General features: G+C 69.2%; 16 protein-coding genes and 1 pseudogene. 15 read left to right on the top strand and 2 right to left on the bottom strand.

The features are described from left to right. Positions 1–56 precede the first annotated feature (56 nt). The 6 genes from typA to QFZ75_RS13865 all read left to right on the top strand — a co-directional run bounded on the left by typA (position 57) and on the right by QFZ75_RS13865 (position 8655). Positions 57–1964 carry a translational GTPase TypA gene (typA, locus tag QFZ75_RS13890; protein ID WP_307536927.1) on the top strand — a complete coding sequence of 636 codons (1908 nt, stop codon included), beginning with the start codon at positions 57–59 and terminating at the stop codon, positions 1962–1964. Between the two features lie 448 nt (positions 1965–2412). Further along, on the top strand, positions 2413–3462 hold the full coding sequence (locus QFZ75_RS13885; protein ID WP_307536925.1) for an ABC transporter permease: 1050 nt from the start codon (positions 2413–2415) through the stop codon (positions 3460–3462). Between the two features lie 102 nt (positions 3463–3564). Next, entirely contained in the window at positions 3565–5358 is a 1794-nt protein-coding gene (locus tag QFZ75_RS13880) for an ABC transporter substrate-binding protein (protein ID WP_307536924.1), read from the top strand. A gap of 98 nt (positions 5359–5456) precedes the next feature. Next, positions 5457–6434: an ABC transporter permease gene (locus QFZ75_RS13875; protein WP_307536922.1), complete on the top strand. Its 978-nt coding sequence runs from the start codon at positions 5457–5459 to the stop codon at positions 6432–6434. A 15-nt stretch (positions 6435–6449) separates the two neighbouring features. Next, positions 6450–7511 carry an ABC transporter ATP-binding protein gene (locus QFZ75_RS13870; RefSeq protein ID WP_307536920.1) on the top strand — a complete coding sequence of 354 codons (1062 nt, stop codon included), beginning with the start codon at positions 6450–6452 and terminating at the stop codon, positions 7509–7511. Between the two features lie 13 nt (positions 7512–7524). Next, a complete protein-coding gene (locus tag QFZ75_RS13865) occupies positions 7525–8655 on the top strand; it encodes an ABC transporter ATP-binding protein (RefSeq protein ID WP_307536918.1) in 1131 nt (376 codons plus the stop codon). A gap of 96 nt (positions 8656–8751) precedes the next feature. Here the strand turns inward: QFZ75_RS13865 and QFZ75_RS13860 are convergent, their stop codons facing one another. Next, positions 8752–9171 carry a nuclear transport factor 2 family protein gene (locus tag QFZ75_RS13860; protein WP_307536916.1) on the bottom strand — a complete coding sequence of 140 codons (420 nt, stop codon included), beginning with the start codon at positions 9169–9171 and terminating at the stop codon, positions 8752–8754. A 119-nt stretch (positions 9172–9290) separates the two neighbouring features. On the opposite strand from QFZ75_RS13860, the gene QFZ75_RS13855 reads away from it, so the two are divergent. The 9 genes and pseudogenes from QFZ75_RS13855 (at position 9291) to QFZ75_RS13815 (ending at position 17321) form a co-directional block, all read left to right on the top strand. Beyond that, a complete protein-coding gene (locus tag QFZ75_RS13855; RefSeq protein ID WP_307536913.1) occupies positions 9291–9818 on the top strand; it encodes a GNAT family N-acetyltransferase in 528 nt (175 codons plus the stop codon). Between the two features lie 45 nt (positions 9819–9863). Continuing rightward, a complete protein-coding gene (locus QFZ75_RS13850) occupies positions 9864–10376 on the top strand; it encodes a DinB family protein (RefSeq protein ID WP_307536912.1) in 513 nt (170 codons plus the stop codon). A gap of 13 nt (positions 10377–10389) precedes the next feature. After that, positions 10390–10755 (top strand): annotated as a pseudogene (locus QFZ75_RS13845) (VOC family protein); the annotation flags it as partial. Positions 10756–10800: 45 nt separating this feature from the next. Further along, positions 10801–11265, top strand: a complete 465-nt coding sequence (locus tag QFZ75_RS13840) for a GNAT family N-acetyltransferase (protein WP_307544462.1) — start codon at positions 10801–10803, stop codon at positions 11263–11265. Between the two features lie 324 nt (positions 11266–11589). Beyond that, on the top strand, positions 11590–13230 hold the full coding sequence (locus tag QFZ75_RS13835) for an ABC transporter substrate-binding protein (RefSeq protein WP_307536910.1): 1641 nt from the start codon (positions 11590–11592) through the stop codon (positions 13228–13230). A 64-nt stretch (positions 13231–13294) separates the two neighbouring features. Next, positions 13295–14218 carry an ABC transporter permease gene (locus tag QFZ75_RS13830; protein ID WP_307536907.1) on the top strand — a complete coding sequence of 308 codons (924 nt, stop codon included), beginning with the start codon at positions 13295–13297 and terminating at the stop codon, positions 14216–14218. Then, positions 14211–15254 (top strand): ABC transporter permease, encoded by a 1044-nt coding sequence (locus tag QFZ75_RS13825; RefSeq protein ID WP_373465866.1) that lies wholly within the window; start codon positions 14211–14213, stop codon positions 15252–15254. Before QFZ75_RS13830 ends, QFZ75_RS13825 begins: the two co-directional genes overlap by 8 nt. A 5-nt stretch (positions 15255–15259) precedes the next feature. After that, positions 15260–16243 (top strand): ABC transporter ATP-binding protein, encoded by a 984-nt coding sequence (locus tag QFZ75_RS13820; protein ID WP_307536905.1) that lies wholly within the window; start codon positions 15260–15262, stop codon positions 16241–16243. Continuing rightward, the gene (locus QFZ75_RS13815; protein ID WP_307536904.1) at positions 16236–17321 is read left to right on the top strand and encodes an ABC transporter ATP-binding protein; all 1086 of its coding nucleotides are present in this window, start codon (positions 16236–16238) and stop codon (positions 17319–17321) included. Before QFZ75_RS13820 ends, QFZ75_RS13815 begins: the two co-directional genes overlap by 8 nt. 200 nt (positions 17322–17521) lie before the next feature. Here QFZ75_RS13815 and QFZ75_RS13810 read toward each other — a convergent pair whose 3' ends face one another. Then, positions 17522–19666, bottom strand: coding sequence for a S9 family peptidase (locus QFZ75_RS13810; RefSeq protein ID WP_307536903.1), 2145 nt, complete (start codon positions 19664–19666; stop codon positions 17522–17524). Positions 19667–19733 lie beyond the last annotated feature (67 nt).

The raw sequence follows: 19733 nt of genomic DNA, 5'->3' as shown, positions 1-19733 counted from the left end.
AGGGCCCCGCGCAGCAGCGGATGGCCGTCACCTCACTCCGGGAGAAGCGCCTCAATATGGCCACGCGCCACGACATCCGCAACGTCGCCATCGTCGCCCACGTCGACCACGGCAAGACCACCCTGGTCGACGCCATGCTCAAGCAGGCCGGTGCCTTCGCCGCGCACGCCGCCGAGTCGCTCGACGACCGCATGATGGACTCGAACGACCTGGAACGTGAGAAGGGCATCACGATCCTGGCCAAGAACACGGCGGTCAAGTACCACCCGAAGGATGGCGGCGACGTCATCACGATCAACATCATCGACACCCCCGGCCACGCCGACTTCGGTGGTGAGGTCGAGCGCGGCCTGTCGATGGTGGACGCGGTCGTCCTCCTCGTCGACGCCTCCGAGGGCCCGCTGCCGCAGACCCGCTTCGTGCTGCGCAAGGCGCTCCAGCAGCGCCTGCCGGTCATCCTGTGCATCAACAAGACGGACCGCCCGGACTCCCGGATCGACGAGGTCGTCAACGAGACCTACGACCTCTTCCTGGACCTGGACGCGGACGAGGAGCAGATCGAGTTCCCCATCGTCTACGCGTGTGCGCGTGACGGTGTGGCTTCGCTCACCAAGCCGGAGGACGGCACCGTCCCGGCCGACAGCGACAGCCTGGAGCCGTTCTTCTCCACGATCCTGTCGCACGTCCCGGCCCCGTCCTACGACGAGGAGGCCCCGCTCCAGGCGCACGTCACCAACCTGGACGCGGACAACTTCCTCGGCCGCATCGCGCTGCTGCGCGTCGAGCAGGGCGAGCTGCGCAAGGGCCAGACCGTCACGTGGATCAAGCGTGACGGCACGATGTCCAACGTGCGCATCACCGAGCTGCTGATGACCGAGGCGCTCACCCGCAAGCCGGCCGAGAAGGCGGGCCCGGGCGACATCTGCGCCGTCGCCGGTATCCCGGAGATCATGATCGGCGAGACCCTGGCCGACCCCGAGAACCCGATCGCGCTGCCGCTCATCACGGTCGACGAGCCGGCCATCTCGATGACCATCGGCACGAACACCTCGCCGCTGGTCGGCCGCGGCGCCACCGGCAAGGGCGCGGACAACAAGGCCGCGGTCAAGGACCGCAAGGTCACCGCCCGCCAGGTCAAGGACCGCCTCGACCGCGAGCTGATCGGCAACGTCTCGCTGCGCGTCCTGGACACCGAGCGCCCCGACGCCTGGGAGGTGCAGGGCCGCGGTGAGCTGGCGCTGGCCATCCTGGTCGAGCAGATGCGCCGCGAGGGCTTCGAGCTGACCATCGGCAAGCCGCAGGTGGTCACCCAGATCATCGACGGCAAGGTGCACGAGCCGGTCGAGCGCATGACGATCGACGTCCCCGAGGAGCACATGGGCGCGGTCACGCAGCTCATGGGCGTCCGCAAGGGCCGGATGGACAACATGTCCAACCACGGCTCGGGCTGGGTGCGCCTGGAGTTCGTCGTCCCGTCCCGCGGCCTCATCGGCTTCCGTACCGAGTTCCTCACCGGTACGCGCGGCACCGGTATCGCGCACTCGATCCACGAGGGCCACGAGCCGTGGTTCGGCACGCTGACGACCCGCAACAACGGTTCGCTGGTCGCCGACCGCGCCGGCGCCGTCACCGCCTTCGCGATGACGAACCTCCAGGAGCGCGGCGTGCTGTTCGTCGACCCCGGCACCGAGGTGTACGAGGGCATGATCGTCGGCGAGAACTCGCGCGCCGACGACATGGACGTGAACATCACCAAGGAGAAGAAGCTCACGAACATGCGGTCGGCCGCGGCCGACTCGTTCGAGGCGATCGTCCCGCCGCGCAAGCTCTCGCTGGAGCAGTCGCTGGAGTTCTGCCGCGACGACGAGTGCGTCGAGGTCACCCCGGAGTCCGTGCGCATCCGCAAGGTCAACCTGGACGCCCGTGAGCGGGGCCGCGCGGCGAGCCGCGCCAAGCACGGCTGACCCGGACCTCCACGGCCCCCGGAGCTCGCTCCGGGGGCCGTGAGGGCCTCCTGCGGGGCTCTCCCGCCGACCGACCGAAGTGCCCGGTTCCCCGCACGGTGGGAGCCGGGCCTTCGGCGTATGCGCGTACGGTGAAAACGGTTCAGTTCGGACAACGGTGGCAACGAAGCGGCGGCGTTCGCATATCGGGCAATGCCCAATCAAGTTTCGGACACGTAAACGAAATTACCTACACAAATGACCGTTTTGACGGGGATGCGTCTCACCTGTCAAGCGCGCGTAGGTGTCATTCTCTGCAATTTTTGCCCAAAATTTCGGCGGTAGGGAGATCCCTATGCCTTCCGCCCTTGACGCGCGTTGACCAACTCGCTGAAAGTTCCCTGAAACCACAGAACCTGCCGGTATCTGTGCTGCGCTCAACTCTCCATCCCCCGGGGGAAGAACAAAGATGACCAGTCCAACCAAGGCCGAGGGCTCCGGGCCGTCAATTGCCTTGGACCCCGAACTCGAGCCGAACGGCACGCCCGTCAAGGGTGTGAAGAAGCTCGAGGGCCGCTCTCCCGGGCAGTTGATGTGGCAGCGCTTCAAGCGTGACCGTACTGGCATGTTCTGCGCCGCGGTAGTGATTTTCTTCTTCGCGGTCGCGCTCCTCGCACCGGTACTGACGGCCATCAGCGGCACCGACCCGTACACGCTGTACGGCCAGGACCCCACCTACGCCGACGCCTCTCCCGTCCTCGACGAGTTCGGGCTGCCGCTCGGCTACCTCGGCGGCGTCTCGGGCGAGCACTGGTTCGGCGTCGAGCCGCAGTACGGCCGCGACCTGTTCGCCATGCTGATGTACGGCATGCGCACCTCGCTGTTCATGGCGCTCGGTGTGACCGTCCTGGTGATGCTCAGCGGTGTCCTCATCGGTCTCGTCGGCGGCTACTTCGGCGGACGCACCGACTACTGGATCGGCCGCGTCACCGACTTCTTCCTCTCGTTCCCGCAGCAGCTGTTCTTCATCGCCTTCATGCCCGTCGTCACAGCGTTCTTTGTGGACCCCCAGGAGGAGACCCCCACGTACTTCCGGGCGGTGGCCATCCTGATCGTGCTGTGGGTGCTGGGCTGGATGGGTATGGCGCGGCTCGTCCGCTCCACCGTCCTGTCCCTGCGCGAACGGGAGTTCGTGGAGGCGGCCAAGGTGTCCGGGGCCTCGCCCTGGCGGATCGTCCGCAAGGAGATCCTGCCGAACGTGGTCTCGCCGATCCTGGTGCAGTTCACGTACCAGCTGCCCAGCACCATCCTCACCATCGCCTTCCTCTCCTTCGCCGGAGTCGGCTTCGTCGAGCCGACCCCCGACTGGGGGCGTCTGTTCGCCGCCGGCGCCCAGTACGCGGAGCAGGACCCGGCCTTCATGTTCTTCCCGGGCGTGGCGTTGGTGATCTTCATCCTGTGCTTCAACCTCCTCGGAGACTCCGTACGGGATGCTTTCGACCCCAAGTCCGGGCGCTGAACCGTCCATTGGTGGGGGGTGACTGCCGCCCCCGCGTCGGCCTACCAGCCGCGTCAGGCAGTACTCATGGATAACAACCGACAGGTAGGTGCTTACACCGATATGAAGTCGCTCACCTCGCGCAGAGCCCGCGCCATAGTGGTCGCCGTCGCGGCCGGATCCCTCGCGCTCACCGGATGCTCCGAGAACAAGGGCAGCAACTCCGGCAAGGACTCGAAGAAGGACCAGAAGGAAGCCTCGACGCAGTCGAAGGCGGTCACCTACGCCGACGCCGCCGCGTCGACCGGTCCCGCCGAGGAGGTCACCGGCGCCAAGAGCGGCGGCACCATCCAGGTCTACCAGGAGGCGGGCCTCTCGCACCTGGACCCGGGCCAGATCTACGTCTCCGACGCCGGCCAGGTCGCCAACCTGCTCTTCCGCGGCCTGACCAACTTCGAGGAGGACGGCAAGGGCAACGTCTCGGTCGTCGGCGACCTCGCCACCGACTCCGGCAAGTCCTCCGAGGGCGGCAAGACCTGGACCTTCACGCTGAAGGACGGGATCGAGGACGAGAACGGCAACGCCATCACCTCGGCCGACATCCGGCACTCGGTGGAGCGCCTGTACGCCGAGTTCATCTTCGACGGCCCGACCTACCTGCAGACCTGGCTGAGCGGTGCCAAGTACCGCGAGGCCCTCCCGGACGGCGGCTTCGGCAAGAAGCACCTGCCGGACTCGGTCCTGGAGACCCCGGACGCGAAGACGGTCGTCTTCCACTTCGACACCGCGCGCCCCGACCTGCCGCAGACGCTCGCCATGCCGGGCTACTCCGTCGTCACGGAGAAGACCGACACGAAGGCGAAGTACGACAAGGCCCCGGTCTCGACCGGACCGTACAAGATCGCCGAGTACAAGGTCGGCAAGACCCTCAAGCTCGTCAAGAACGAGAAGTGGGACCCGAAGACCGACTCCGTGCGCCACCAGTACGTGGACGGCTTCAACTTCGACTTCGGTGTCACCGAGTCGACCCAGACCAAGCGTCTGATCGCGGACCAGGGCGCGGCCAAGAGCGCCATCCAGTTCACCGGCGGCGTCGACGCCACCCAGATCCAGGACGTCATCAGCACGCCCGAGGTGAACAAGCGCACGATCAAGGGCTACCAGCCCTACGTCATGACGCTCACCTTCAACCTGGACCGCGTCAAGAACAAGACGGTCCGTGACGCCGTCACCTACGCGATCAACTCCAAGTCCCTGATCGCCGGTGAGGGCGGCGCCTACGGCGGCGACGTGGCCCCGAACCTGTTCGCCCCGACCCTGCCGGGCTACGAGGCCACGTACGACCCGTACGGCCGCCTCAAGACGCCGTCCGGCAACATCGCGAAGGCCAAGGAGCTCCTGAAGGACGTTCCCGCCTCCGAGAAGAAGCTGGTCTTCGCCTACGGCAACACCGAGCAGGGCCAGAAGCGCAAGGTCGCCATCGAGGACGCGCTGAGCAAGGTCGGCATCGACGTCGTCTCCAAGGAGATCGACTCGGCGAGCTACTACGAGCAGATCGGCAAGCTCAAGAACCCGTACGACATGTACGTCTCGGGCTGGGGCCAGGACTGGCCGTCGCCGGGCACGGTCGTCACGCCCATCTACGACGGTGACCAGGTCGCCGACGGCGCGCCGAACTACTCGCACATCGACGACCCGAAGGTCCAGGAGCTGATCAAGAAGGCTCTCGGCCAGGAGCCGACCGAGGCCGCCGCGACCTGGAAGGAAGCGCAGCACTACATCCTGGAGAAGATCAACCCGGGCGCCCCGCTCTGGTACACGAAGCAGTTCCAGCTCTACGGTTCGAACATCGGCGGTGCCCGCTACAGCACCGAGTCGAGCTACATCGACGTCACCCGCCTGTTCCTGAAGTCGTAACTCTCTACGGCTGATCGCGGGAGTGCGCACCAGGCGGAGCGCACTCCCGCGGTTCCGTGAAACCGCCCACCGCCTCCGCAGAGAGCAGCCTCCCCGCCATGCTTCAGTTCATCTTCCGGCGCTCAGTCGGTGCCGTCGTGACCTTGTTCCTCATCGGCGCCGCCACGTTCCTCCTGTTCGTCGCCGCGCCCTCCGACTACGCCTCCCTGGCCTGTGGCAAGGACTGCTCGCCCGCGAGGCTGGAGGACATCCGCCACGCACTCGGGCTCGACCAGCCCGTCGCCACGCAGTTCTGGGACTTCATGTCCGGGATCGTGGTCGGCCGTGACTTCCCCGACGGCCACTGCGCGGCCCCCTGCCTCGGACAGTCGTTCTACTCGGGCGACTACGTCTGGGACACGATCATGGACCGCTTCCCGCTGACCCTGTCGCTGACCATCGGCTCCATCGTCGTCTTCCTCTTCATCGGTCTCGGCGCGGGCATGCTCGCGGCCTACAAGCGCGGTTCCGTGACGGACAAGGTCGCGACGGGCGCCTCGATGGTGCTCAGCTCGTTCCAGATCTACTTCCTCGGACCGATCGTGCTGACGATCTTCGTCTACAGCACGGGCTGGATGGAGGACCCCAAGTACGTGCCGTTCACCGAGGACCCGGTCGGCTGGCTCGTCGGACTGTCCCTGCCCATGATCGTGATGGCCACCATCTTCACCGCGCAGTACACGCGTATGGCGCGCGCCTCCATGATCGAGCAGCTGCAGGAGGAGCACGTGCGGACCGCCCGCGCCAAGGGCATGTCGAAGAAGTACGTCTTCTTCCGCTACGCCTGGCGCGGCTCCCTCATCCCGATCGTCACGGTCCTCGGCATCGACATCAGCGCCCTGCTCGGCGGTGGTGTGGTCACCGAACTGACCTTCTCCCTCCAGGGCATCGGACGCCTCGCCGTGGACGGCGCGGTCAACAAGGACCTCCCGCTGACGATGGGCGTCATGCTGTTCGGGGCCTTCTTCATCCTGATCCTGAACATCCTCGTCGACATCGTCTACGCGTACGTCGATCCGCGCGTCCGGCTCTCCTAGGAAGAACGAACCACCGTGACCACACTGACCAAGACCGAGGGCTCCCCGGCTCCGACCGGGCCGGAGAGCTTCCTCTCGGTCCGCGATCTGAAGGTGCAGTTCTCCACCGAGGACGGCATCGTCAAGGCGGTCGACGGCCTCTCCTTCGACGTCGAGCGCGGCAGGACCCTGGGCATCGTGGGCGAGTCCGGCTCCGGCAAGTCCGTCACCAACCTGACGATCCTCGGACTGCACAACCCGCTCAGCACGACCGTCGAGGGCGAGATCGTCCTCGACGGCAAGGAGCTCGTCACCGCCCACGAGAAGGAGCTGGAGAAGCTCCGCGGCAACAAGATGGCGATGATCTTCCAGGACCCGCTGACGGCCCTGTCGCCGTACTACACCGTGGGCCGGCAGCTGTCCGAGCCGTACATGAAGCACACCGGCGCCTCCAAGAAGGAGGCGAAGGAGCGGGCCGTCCAGATGCTCGACAAGGTCGGCATCCCGCAGCCCAAGGTACGCTTCGACGACTACCCGCACCACTTCTCCGGCGGTATGCGCCAGCGCGCGATGATCGCCATGGCGCTGATGTGCGACCCCGACCTGCTGATCGCCGACGAGCCGACCACCGCGCTCGACGTGACCGTGCAGGCGCAGATCCTCGACCTCCTGAAGGACCTCCAGCAGGAGTTCGGCACCGCGATCATCTTCATCACCCACGACCTCGGCGTCATCTCGAACATGGCCGACGACCTGCTCGTGATGTACGCGGGCCGGGCCGTGGAGCGCGGCAGCGTCCGCGAGGTGCTGCGCGAGCCCAAGCACCCGTACACCTGGGGTCTGCTCAGCTCCATGCCGCGCCTGGACGGCGACATCCACGAGATGCTCACGCCCATCCCCGGCTCGCCGCCCTCGCTGCTCAACCCGCCCCCGGGCTGCCCCTTCCACCCGCGCTGCGCCTTCAAGGACCAGGTGCCGGGCAACCGGTGCAGCGACGAGCGTCCTTCGCTGGGCGAGGGCCGCGACGCCGCGTGCCACCTCACCGCCGAGCAGAAGCAGACCATCTTCATCGACCAGATCCAGCCCCGGCTGCGATAGGGAGAACCGAGACATGAGCGACAACCTCACCCTCCCCGTTCAGCAGGGTCCCGCCGAGTCGACCAAGGAGACGCTGCTCTCCGTCGAGGGTCTGACGAAGCACTTTCCGATCTACGGCGGCTTCCCGATCAAACGCAAGGTCGGAGCCGTGCAGGCCGTCGACGGGGTCGACCTGACCGTCGGCGTCGGCGAGAGCGTCGGACTGGTCGGCGAGTCCGGCTGCGGCAAGTCGACGACCGGCCGGCTCATCACCCGGCTCCTGGAGCCGACGGCCGGCAAGATCACCTACGCGGGCCAGGACATCTCGCACGCCTCGCGCCGCCAACTGGCGCCCGTGCGGTCCGAGATCCAGATGATCTTCCAGGACCCGTACTCCTCGCTGAACCCGCGGCAGACCGTCGGCACCATCGTCAAGTCGCCGATGGAGGTCAACGGGATCAAGCCGGCCGGCGGTGTCGAGAAGCGCGTCCGTGAGCTGTTGGAGCTGGTCGGTCTCAACCCCGAGCACTACAACCGCTTCCCGCACGAGTTCTCCGGCGGCCAGCGCCAGCGCATCGGCGTCGCCCGGGCCCTCGCCCTGAACCCGAAGCTGATCGTCGCCGACGAGCCGGTCTCGGCCCTCGACGTGTCGATCCAGGCGCAGGTCGTCAACCTGCTGCAGAAGGTCCAGGAGGAGATGGGCATCGCCTTCCTCTTCATCGCCCACGACCTGGCGATCGTGCGGCACTTCACGCAGCGCGTCGCGGTGATGTACCTCGGCAAGGTGGTGGAGGTCGGCGACCGCGACTCCATCTACAACCGGCCGCGTCACCCGTACACCCACGCCCTGCTGTCGGCCGTCCCCGAGGTCGCGCTCGACGGCGAGGTCCACGAACGGGAGCGGATCCGGCTCTCCGGTGACGTCCCCTCGCCGATCCACCCGCCGTCCGGCTGCCGCTTCCGTACGCGCTGCTGGAAGGCGCAGGACAAGTGCGCGACCGAGGAACCCCCGCTGGTGCAGCTCTCCGGCAGCCTCGCCGGCCACCTGACGGCCTGCCACTTCCCGGAGGAGCCGACGACCGAGGCCCGGGCCGAGGACATCGTGCTGGACCCGGCGCTGCGGGCACTGGAGGACGCACCGGCGACACCTCCCGTGAAGGGCTGACGCCTCCGCGAAGACCCGACTCCGGCCGCGGCCGCCGGGGCCGGGACCCCCGCCGGGGGCCGGGCCGGTCCCGGCCGGACCGGGACCGGGGTGGTCTCACTCCGCCCCGGGCGGCACACGGGTGGCCTGGTGGTAGTACATCCGCCAGCCCCCGCCCTCGTCACCGCCGCCCGCGGGCCCGTCGCGCCTGCGCCAGATCGAGCTGTGCCGGGTCCTGACCCCGTCGAGCAGGGTCTCGAACGTCAGGTGCACCAGGCCCGGTGCGAGCAGCACGCCGGAGATGTCCGAGGGTTCGTAGCGGGGACCGTCCGGGGAACTGCCCGGATGGCCGGCCAACCCGTCGAGCATGGCCGCGTACGTCCACCGCCGCCCGGATCCGCCGACCTCCACGAACTCCGGGTCGAGGAGCCGCCCGGCGAGCTCCCGCGAGGAACGCACCCGCGGGTCCATGAGCCGCAGCTCGCCCGCGATCGCCTGCCGCACGTCGTCGGCCGCGTCGTCCTTCGCACCGTCCATGGGGGCATCCCACCGGAGGCCCGGCAGGATGCGCAATCCGATTGAACGGCTGCCACCGCCCGTGCTACTCCTGGCGGCTCGGGAACGCTGATCGTCAGGCATACGGAGGACGGACCGGCATGGTGCTCGGAGACACGGTGGGGCTGCGGGCGATGGAGCCGTCGGAGGCGGAGGCGCTGTGGCGCTGGAACCACGACCCCGAGGTGATGCGCTGGATGAGCGACGGGTACGCCCAGCCGCTGGCCCAGGTGCGCAAGCGGCTGGAGGAACGGCCGCGCAACGCGTACGGCGACGTGCTGTTCGGCATCGAGGTGCTCGCCGACGCGAAGCTCATCGGCCTGGTCCGCCTGCGCGACGCCGAGCCGGAGACCGGCCGCGCCGAACTGGACATCTACCTCGGGGAGAAGGAGTACTGGGGGCGCGGCCACGCCACCGACGCGATGCGGACGGTCTGCCGCTACGGCTTCGAGAAGATGCGCCTGCACAAGATCGCGCTGACCGTCGTCGCCGAGAACCACGCCGCCCACCACGTCTACCGGAAGATCGGCTTCGTCGACGAGGGCCGGCTGCGCCAGGAGTTCCGCCGGGACGGCCGGTGGTACGACATGTTCACGATGGGACTGCTGGAGGGCGAGCTCCGCGCCTGATATTCGCTCGACACCGACCGGCGGCGTCCGCGAGGCTCCCCACCCATGACCCGAACAGACACACCCCCCGCCTGGGACGAACGCACCCAGCTGGCCACCTTCCTCGACTACGCACGGGACACCGCGCGCGCCAAGTGCGAGGACGTGTCCCCGCAGGACGCGCGCAGAGCACCGCTGCCGGACTCCCCGCTGATGACGCTGTGCGGCCTGATCAGCCATCTGCGGTGGGTCGAGCACCACTGGTTCCAGGTGGTGTTCCTGGGCGGGGAGCCGTCCGGCCCGCTGGTCGGGGCGACCGAGGAGGACCCGGACCCCGAGATGCGGCTCGCCGTCGACATCCCGCTGCCCAGGCTCCTCGCCGAGTACGAGGAGCAGAGCGCCCGGCACCGCCGCCTGCTGGCCGAGCACGACCTGGACGAGAAGGCCGGGCGGCCGGTCCGGGACGGGACGTACGTCGACCTGCGCTGGATCGTCCTCCACCTCGTCGAGGAGACGTCCCGCCACAACGGCCACCTCGACATCGTCCGCGAACTGCTCGACGGGCGGACGGGTGCCTGAGGGGACGTACGGCGTGCATCCCGCCCTCCACAGCATCACCTTCGACTGCACGGGGGATCCGTACGACCTCGGGCTGTTCTGGAGCGAGCTGCTCGGACGGCCGCTGGCCGACGACGACAAGCCCGGTGACCCGGAGGCGCTGATCGAGGACCCCGGGGGCGGTCCACGGCTGCTCTTCGTGCGGGTCCCGGAGGGCAAGACGGCCAAGAACCGCATCCACCTCGACCTGCGGCCGACGGGGCGCACCCGGGCGGCGGAGGTCGAACGGGCGATCGCGCTCGGCGCCCGCCTGCTCGCGGACCGGACGCGACCGGACGGCGGCGGCTGGGTCCTCCTGGCGGACCCGGAGGGCAACGAGTTCTGCGTGGAGCGGGGGGAGGCGGACCCCGCCCGCGAGCCCGCCCGGGCCGGGTCCCCGTCGTCCCTGCGCCTGGAGGAGATCACGGCCGACAACGTCGGGGCCGCCCTCGCCCTGAGGGTCCGTCCCGATCAGGAACGGTTCGTGTCCCCGGTGGTGAAGTCCCTCGCCGAGGCGTACGCGCAGCCCCGGACCGCCTGGCCCCGGCTGGTCTACGACGGTGACGAGCCCGTCGGTTTCGTCATGGCCTTCTTCGACGTCCGCTTCGACCCCGACGACCCCGGGGACCGGCTCCGCTCCGGCCTGTGGCGGCTCAACATCGCCGAGGGCAGGCAGGGCCGGGGGTACGGCACGTTCGCCGTGCGCGCGGTCTGCGAGGAGATCCGCCGCCGAGGCCGCTCCCGGCTCGTCACGGTCACCTGGGGCGAGGGCGAGGGCGGCCCCGAGCCGTTCTACCTGCGCCTCGGCTTCCGCCGCACGGGAGAGACACTCGGCGACGAGGTCGTAGGCGAACTGAACCTGGACGCCTGAGAGGCCGGCTCCGCCCCGCCGCGTCACCCGCCCGCATACCGGCTGCCGGCCGGTGAGAGGGCTGACCGCGCAGTTCCCCGCGCCCCCAGGAGGGGCACTGCGTGCCCCGTCAGGGGCGCGGGGAACTGCGCGACAAGCCACATCCGACCCGCAGGCCGAACACACCGTCCCCTCCCCGGCGAAGCGCCAGCGCTACGGCATCCGGAGTGCATCCACACCCATGTGGGTGGACGAATGTGCGCTAAGGGACTTATGCGCAGATATTGGGCGCAAAGGTACCGGCTCCGGCGCCGGAGCCGCAGCGCAGCTAAGAGGAGGCACTCCATGCGTGGAGCCACGCACGCCAGATGGGCCGTGTGCGCGACGGCGGCAGCCCTCGCGGCGACGGCCTGCGGGGGCGGGGGAGACGGAGGCGACAGCGGCGGCGGTGACGGCTCCGGCATCGTCAGCTCCTCGTGGGGCGACCCGCAGAACCCCCTGGAGCCGGCGAACACCAACGAGGTGCAGGGCGGCAAGGTCCTCGACATGGTCTTCCGCGGCCTCAAGCGCTACGACGCGAAGACCGGCGAGGCCAAGGACATGCTGGCCGAGAAGATCGAGACCTCGGACTCGCAGAACTTCACCGTCACCGTCAAGGACGGCTGGACGTTCAGCAACGGCGAGGCCGTCACCGCCAAGTCGTTCGTGGACGCCTGGAACTACGGCGCCAGTCTCAAGAACAACCAGAAGAACGCGTACTTCTTCGGGTACATCGACGGCTACGACAAGGCCCACCCGGAGGACGGCGGCAAGCAGACGGCCGACACCCTCTCCGGCCTGAAGGTCACCGGTGAGCGGACCTTCACCGTCAAGCTCAACCAGAAGTTCTCGACCTTCCCCGACACCCTCGGCTACGCCGCCTTCGCGCCGCTGCCCAAGGCGTTCTTCGACGACCACGCGGCCTGGCTGAAGAAGCCGGTCGGCAACGGCCCGTACACCGTGGACTCGTACGCCAAGGGCTCGGTGATGAAGCTGCGCACATGGGACAAGTACCCGGGGGACGACAAGGCCGAGAACGGCGGGGTGGACCTCAAGGTCTACACCGACAACAACACCGCCTACACGGACCTGATGGCCGGCAACCTCGACCTCGTCGACGACGTGCCCGCCTCGCAGCTGAAGAACGCCAAGAGCGACCTCGGCGACCGGTACATCAACACGCCCGCCGGCATCATCCAGACCCTCGCCTTCCCGTTCTACGACAAGAACTGGGGCAAGGAGGGGATGGAGAAGGTCCGCACCGGCCTGTCCATGGCGATCAACCGCAAGCAGATCACCGAGACCATCTTCCAGAAGACGCGCACCCCCGCCACCGACTGGACCTCGCCCGTCCTCGGCGAGGACGGCGGCTTCAAGGAGGGGCTGTGCGGTGACGCCTGCGAGTACGACCCCGCCAAGGCCAAGAAGATGATCGAGGACGGCGGCGGGCTGCCCGGCGGCCAGGTCAAGATCTCGTACAACGCGGACACCGGCTCCCACAAGGAGTGGGTGGACGCCGTGTGCAACTCGGTCAACAACGCGCTCGGCAACGACAAGGCCTGCGTCGGCAACCCGGTCGGCACCTTCGCCGACTTCCGCAACCAGATCACCCAGTCCAAGATGTCGGGCCCCTTCCGGGCCGGCTGGCAGATGGACTACCCGCTGATCCAGAACTTCCTGCAGCCGCTGTACTACACCAACGCCTCGTCCAACGACGGCAAGTGGACCAGCAAGGAGTTCGACGGCCTCGTCGACAAGGCCAACGCGGAGACCGACCAGGCCAAGGCCGTCGACCTGTTCCAGCAGGCCGAGGAGGTCCTGCGGGACGACATGGGTGCCATCCCGCTCTGGTACCAGAACGGCAGCGCCGGCTACTCGGACCGCATCTCGGACGTGGCGCTGAACCCGTTCAGCCTGCCCGTCTACAACGAGATCAAGGTCAGCTGAGCCACGGGGGCGCGCACTTCGGTGAAACACCAGGCGCGCGCCCCCGCCTACCTCCGGAGCCCTCATGGGACGGTATGTGATCCGGCGCCTGCTGCAGATGATCCCGGTCTTCATCGGCGCCACCCTGTTGATCTTCCTGATGGTGAACGTGATGGGCGACCCCGTCGCGGGCCTGTGCGGCGACCGGCAGTGCGACCCCGCCACCGCGACCCAGCTCCGCAAGGAGTTCGGCCTCGACAAGCCCGTGTGGCAGCAGTACGCGACCTACATGGGCAACGTCTTCACCGGCGACTTCGGCACCGCGTTCAACGGGCAGGAGGTCACCGAGCTGATGTCGAGCGCCTTCCCGGTCACCGTCCGGCTCACGATCGTCGCCATCCTCTTCGAGGTCGTCATCGGCATCCTGCTGGGCGTCGTCACCGGACTGCGCCGCGGCCGGCCCGTCGACACCGGCGTCCTGCTGGTCACCCTCGTCGTCATCTCGGTGCCCACCTTCGTCACCGGCCTGCTGCTCCAGCTGCTCCTCGGCGTCAAATGGGGCTGGATCAGCCCGTCCGTCTCCTCGGAGGCGCCCTTCGGCGAGCTGATCGTGCCGGGCCTGGTCCTCGCGTCCGTCTCCCTCGCCTACGTGACCCGGCTGACCCGGACCTCCATCGCCGAGAACCGGCGCGCCGACTACGTCCGTACGGCCGTCGCTAAGGGACTGCCCCGGCGCCGGGTCATCACCCGGCACCTGCTGCGCAACTCGCTGATCCCGGTGGTCACCTTCATCGGCACCGACATCGGCGCGCTGATGGGCGGCGCGATCGTCACCGAGCGGATCTTCAACATCCACGGCGTCGGCTTCCAGCTCTACCAGGGCATCCTGCGCCAGAACACGCAGACCGTCGTCGGCTTCGTGACCGTCCTCGTCCTCGTCTTCCTGGTGGCCAACCTGCTGGTCGACCTCCTGTACGCCGTACTCGACCCGAGGATCCGCTATGCCTGAGCAGCCGACGCCGCCGGAGCGGCCCCTGCCCTCCATGCCGCCGGGGCCGTACCTGTCCGGCGGCGGCCGCGCCCCCGAGGACGGCGCCATCGCCGCGACCGGCATGGGCGGCGCGATGGACCTCGCCACGGAGGAGGGCGCCTCCCTCCGGAAGGCCCCCGACGGACCCGACGGCAGGGGCCCGCAGGACAAGCCCCGTTCCCTGTGGTCCGACGCCTGGCGCGACCTGCGGCGCAATCCCGTCTTCATCATCTCGGGGCTGGTCATCCTCTTCCTGGTCGTCATCTCCCTGTGGCCCTCGCTGATCGCCTCCGGCAACCCCCTCAAGTGCGACCTCGGCAAATCCCAGGAGGGCTCCCAGCCCGGCCACCCCTTCGGGTACAACGGCCAGGGCTGCGACGTCTACACGCGCACCGTGTACGGGGCCCGGGTCTCCGTCACCGTCGGCGTGTGCGCCACGCTCGGGGTGGCGGTCCTCGGCTCGGTCCTCGGCGGCCTCGCCGGGTTCTTCGGCGGGGCGTGGGACGCGGTCCTCTCCCGTATCACCGACATCTTCTTCGCGATCCCCGTCGTCCTCGGCGGCCTGGTGCTGCTGTCCGTCGTCACCAGCTCCACGATCTGGCCCGTGATCGGCTTCATGGTGCTGCTCGGCTGGCCGCAGATCTCCCGCATCGCCCGCGGGTCGGTCATCACCACCAGGCAGAACGACTACGTCCAGGCCGCCCGGGCGCTCGGCGCCTCCAACTCCCGGATGCTGCTGCGGCACATCACGCCCAACGCGATCGCCCCGGTCATCGTCGTGGCGACCATCGCGCTCGGTACGTACATCTCGCTGGAGGCGACCCTGTCGTTCCTCGGGGTCGGTCTGAAACCGCCCACGGTGAGCTGGGGCATCGACATCTCCTCGGCGTCCCAGTACATCCGCACCGCGCCGCACGCGCTGCTGTGGCCGGCCGGGGCGCTGGCCGTCACCGTCCTCGCGTTCATCATGCTCGGCGACGCGGTGCGCGACGCCCTCGACCCGAAGCTGAGGTGACCGCCGTGCTGCTCGAAGTACGCGATCTGCACGTGGAGTTCAGGATGCGGGACGGCGTGGCCAGAGCCGTCAACGGCGTCACCTACAGCGTGGACGAGGGCGAGACGCTCGCGGTGCTCGGCGAGTCCGGCTCCGGCAAGTCCGTGACCGCGCAGGCCGTGATGGGCATCCTCGACACCCCGCCCGGGAAGATCACCGCGGGCGAGATCCTCTTCAAGGGGCAGGACCTCCTGAAGTTCAAGGAGGAGGAGCGGCGCAAGGTCCGCGGCGCCCAGATGGCGATGATCTTCCAGGACGCGCTGTCGTCCCTGAACCCGGTGCTCAGCGTCGGCGCCCAGCTCGGCGAGATGTTCACGGTCCACCGGGGCCTGTCCCGCAAGGACGCGAAGGCCAGGGCCGTCGAACTGATGGACCGCGTACGCATCCCGGGCGCCGCCTCACGGGTGGGCGACTACCCCCACCAGTTCTCCGGCGGCATGCGCCAGCGCATCATGATCGCGATGGCGCTGGCCCTCGAACCCGCCCTGATCATCGCCGACGAACCCACCACCGCCCTCGACGTCACCGTCCAGGCCCAGGTCATGGACCTGCTCGCCGAGCTGCGGCGCGAGCTCGACATGGGTCTCATCCTCATCACCCACGACCTCGGCGTGGTCGCGGACGTCGCCGACCGGATCGCCGTGATGTACGCGGGCACGATCGTCGAGTCCGCGCCGGTCCACGACATCTACAAGGCCCCGGCGCACCCGTACACCAAGGGCCTCCTGGAGTCGATCCCGCGGCTCGACCAGAAGGGCCGGGAGCTGTACGCGATCAAGGGCCTGCCGCCGAACCTGATGAACATCCCGCCCGGCTGCGCCTTCAACCCGCGCTGCCCCATGGCCCGGGACGTCTGCCGCACCGACGTGCCGCCGCTGTACGAGGTGACCGGGGCGGGCCCGGACCGCAGGAGCGCCTGCCACTTCTGGAGGGAGTGCCTCGATGGCTGAGCCGACGAGCGGTCCGGCGGCCGAGCGCCCGGACACCCCGGTGGCCGACCCGATCCTCCAGGTGCGCGGTCTCGTCAAGCACTACCCGCTCACCCAGGGCATCCTGTTCCGCACACAGGTGGGCGCGGTCAAGGCGGTCGACGGCGTCGACTTCGACCTCGGCGCCGGGGAAACCCTCGGCATCGTCGGCGAGTCCGGCTGCGGCAAGTCGACGGTCGCCAGGATGCTGGTCAACCTGGAGAGACCCACCGCGGGCGAGATCCGCTACAAGGGCGAGGACATCGCCAAACTGTCCGGCCGCGCGCTCAAGGCCGTGCGCCGCAACATCCAGATGGTCTTCCAGGACCCGTACACCTCGCTCAACCCCCGGATGACCGTCGGCGACATCATCGGGGAGCCGTACGAGATCCACCCCGAGGTCGCGCCGAAGGGCGACCGGCGCAAGCACGTCCAGGACCTTCTCGACGTGGTCGGGCTCAACCCCGAGTACATCAACCGCTATCCGCACCAGTTCTCCGGCGGCCAGCGCCAGCGCATCGGCATCGCGCGCGGCCTCGCCCTGCGCCCGGAGATCATCGTCGCGGACGAGCCGGTGTCGGCCCTCGACGTCTCCGTGCAGGCGCAGGTCATCAACCTGATGGACCGGCTCCAGAGCGAGTTCGGCCTGAGTTACGTCTTCATCGCGCACGACCTGTCGATCGTGCGGCACATCTCCGACCGGGTCGGCGTGATGTACCTCGGGCGGATCGTGGAGACCGGCCGGGACGCCGAGATCTACGACCACCCGACGCATCCGTACACCCAGGCGCTGCTGTCCGCGGTGCCCGTCCCGGACCCGGAGGCCCGCGAGTACCGGGAGCGGATCATCCTCACCGGGGACGTGCCCTCACCGGCGAACATCCCCTCCGGCTGCCGCTTCCGCACCCGCTGCTGGAAGGCCCGGGAGCGGTGCGCGCTGGAGGTCCCGCTGCTCGCCGTGCCCGCGGCGTTCCGGTACGAGGGCGGTCCGGCCGCGCACGACTCGGCCTGCCATTTTGCGGAGGAGAAGCAGGTGGTCCCGCCGAAGGAGGCGAAATAACATGACAAATACGCGTCAATTTCGTTAACACGCAGGCAACTTGGCCGACCCGGCACCGATATACGGACGCGGCACGCTGGACAGCGTACGGCCGTGCGGGTGCCGTAGACCGGCCGGGGCGCGCCATGTCGCCCCGGCCGGTCGCCATATACGCGCGGATTCGTACGGCGGTCCGTATGCCGATCCGCACGCCCCTGCCGCTACCGCAGTCCGAGCGACCGCTTGAGGAAGTCCACCTGGAGCAGCAGCAGGTTCTCGGCGACCTGTTCCTGCGGGGTCATGTGCGTGACCCCGGACAGCGGCAGCACCTCGTGCGGGCGACCCGCGGCCAGCAGCGCGGAGGACAGCCGCAGGGAGTGCGCGACCACCACGTTGTCGTCGGCGAGACCGTGCACGATCATCATCGGCCGCGCCGGTTCGGCGGCCAGTACCAGGCCGTCGTCGTCGACCAGCGAGTTGGCGGCGTACACCTCGGGCTGCCGGTTCGGATCGCCCAGGTACCGCTCGGTGTAGTGCGTGTCGTACAGCCGCTGGTCGGTGACGGGCGCGCCCACCACGGCCGCGTGGAAGACGTCGGGGCGGCGCAGCGCTGCGAGCCCGGCGAGATAGCCGCCGAACGACCAGCCGCGGATCGCCACCCGGGTCAGGTCCAGCGGGAAGTCCTCGGCGAGCGCCTGGAGCGCGTGGATCTGGTCATCCACGGTGACGGCCGCCAGATCGTTCTTGACGGCCTTCTCCCAGGCCGGCGAACGGCCCGGCATGCCCCGGCCGTCCGCCACGATCACCGCGAACCCCTGGTCGGCGAACCACTGCGGTGTGAGGTACGCGTTGTGCGCGGCCAGCACGCGCTGCCCGTGCGGCCCGCCGTAGGGGTCCATCAGGACGGGCAGCGGACCGTCGGTGTGACCGGTGGGGAGCACGACGGCGCACGGAATCCGGCGCTCACCGGCTTCCGTGAGGTGCACGCGCGGGCTCATTCGGGGGTCCTCGGCGTACGAGGCCACGGTCAGCGCCTGCGCCCGGCCGTTCCCCGCACTTCGCCGGTCGCGATCGCGCACCACCCTGACCTGGGCTCCGGGCCGGCCGGGCACGGCCGACACGAGCACGGTGACCCCGCCCGCCCGCACCGCCGAGTGCACACCGGGCTCCTGCGAGATCCGCTCCACCCCCAGGTCGTTGACCCGGTGGACGTGCACCTCGCCGATCTCCGCGTCGGCCGCCGTCGCACCGGCCGACGCGGAGATCAGCACGTCGTCGTCCGACACGTCCAGCACGGCCCGTACGTGCAGCTGCGAGCCGGTCAGGACGCGTTCGCCGACCGCCAGCACGCGCGCGCCGCCCTCGTCCGCGATCCGCACGAGCTGCCCGCTGGGGCTCCAGCTCGGCACACCGGGGAAAAGATCAAGCCATTGTGGATCTTCGTCCGCGTGCACCATCCGGGTCGTCCCCGAGACCGGGTCGACGGCCAGGTAGAGCTGGCTTGTCTGGTCCCGCGCCTGCACCAGCAGCAGCGGCGCCCCGGCCGACGACCAGTGCACCCGCGCCAGATACGGGTAACGGGCCCGGTCCCAGAGCACCTCCGTGCGCTCCCCGTCGAGCCCCAGCACGAAGAGCCGTACCTCCGCGTTGTCGGTGCCCGCCGCCGGGTAGGCGACCTGCTGCGGCTCCCGCCCGGGATGCGCCGGATCGGAGATCCACCAGCGGCGTACGGGGGCGTCGTCGGCCCGGGCGACCAGCAGCCGGTCCGACTCCGGGGACCACCAGAAGCCGCGGCTGCGGCCCATCTCCTCCGCCGCGATGAACTCGGCCAGCCCGTAGGTGACCGTCCCCGACTCCGGCTCGGCGAGCGCGCGGTCGTCCTCGCCCTCCGCGCCGACGACCCGCAGGGCGCCCCCGGCGACGTACGCGACCAGCCGTCCGTCGGGGGACGGGCGGGGGTCGATGACCGGCCCGCGAACCCGCAGCTCACGTGCCGTGCCGGCCCTCAGCTCGGCGGTGAACAGGCGCCCCGACAGGGCGAAGGACGCCACCTCCACGGCCGCGTCCGTGGCGTACCCGACGATGCCCGCGCCGCCCTCGCGGCTGCGCTCGCGCCGGGCCCGCTCCGCCGCCGACAGCCGCTCCGAGGAGCCGCCGAGCAGTGCTTCCGGGTCGGCGGCCGGGCGCTCCTTGCCGCTCGCCACGTCGAGGACCCACAGCTGGTTCGCCCGGTCGGTGCCGGACGAGGAGCGCAGGAACGCGACACGCGAACCGTCGGGGGCCACGGTGAACGCACGGGGCGCGCCCAGCGTGAAACGCAGGGTGCGCGCCTGCCGGCGCGGAAAGGAGAGAGGCTCGGTCGTCATGCTCCGACCATATTGGCCATGCGCCCCCTTGTGCGGCCGTGCGCCGATCAATGCGCACGCACGAATA

Origin of the sequence: Streptomyces sp. V3I8, from assembly GCF_030817535.1 — a bacterium.
In the GTDB taxonomy this organism is placed as follows: domain Bacteria; phylum Actinomycetota; class Actinomycetes; order Streptomycetales; family Streptomycetaceae; genus Streptomyces.
The sequence above is the reverse complement of the archived record's forward strand: the minus strand, read 5'-3'. Positions and strand labels throughout refer to the sequence as shown.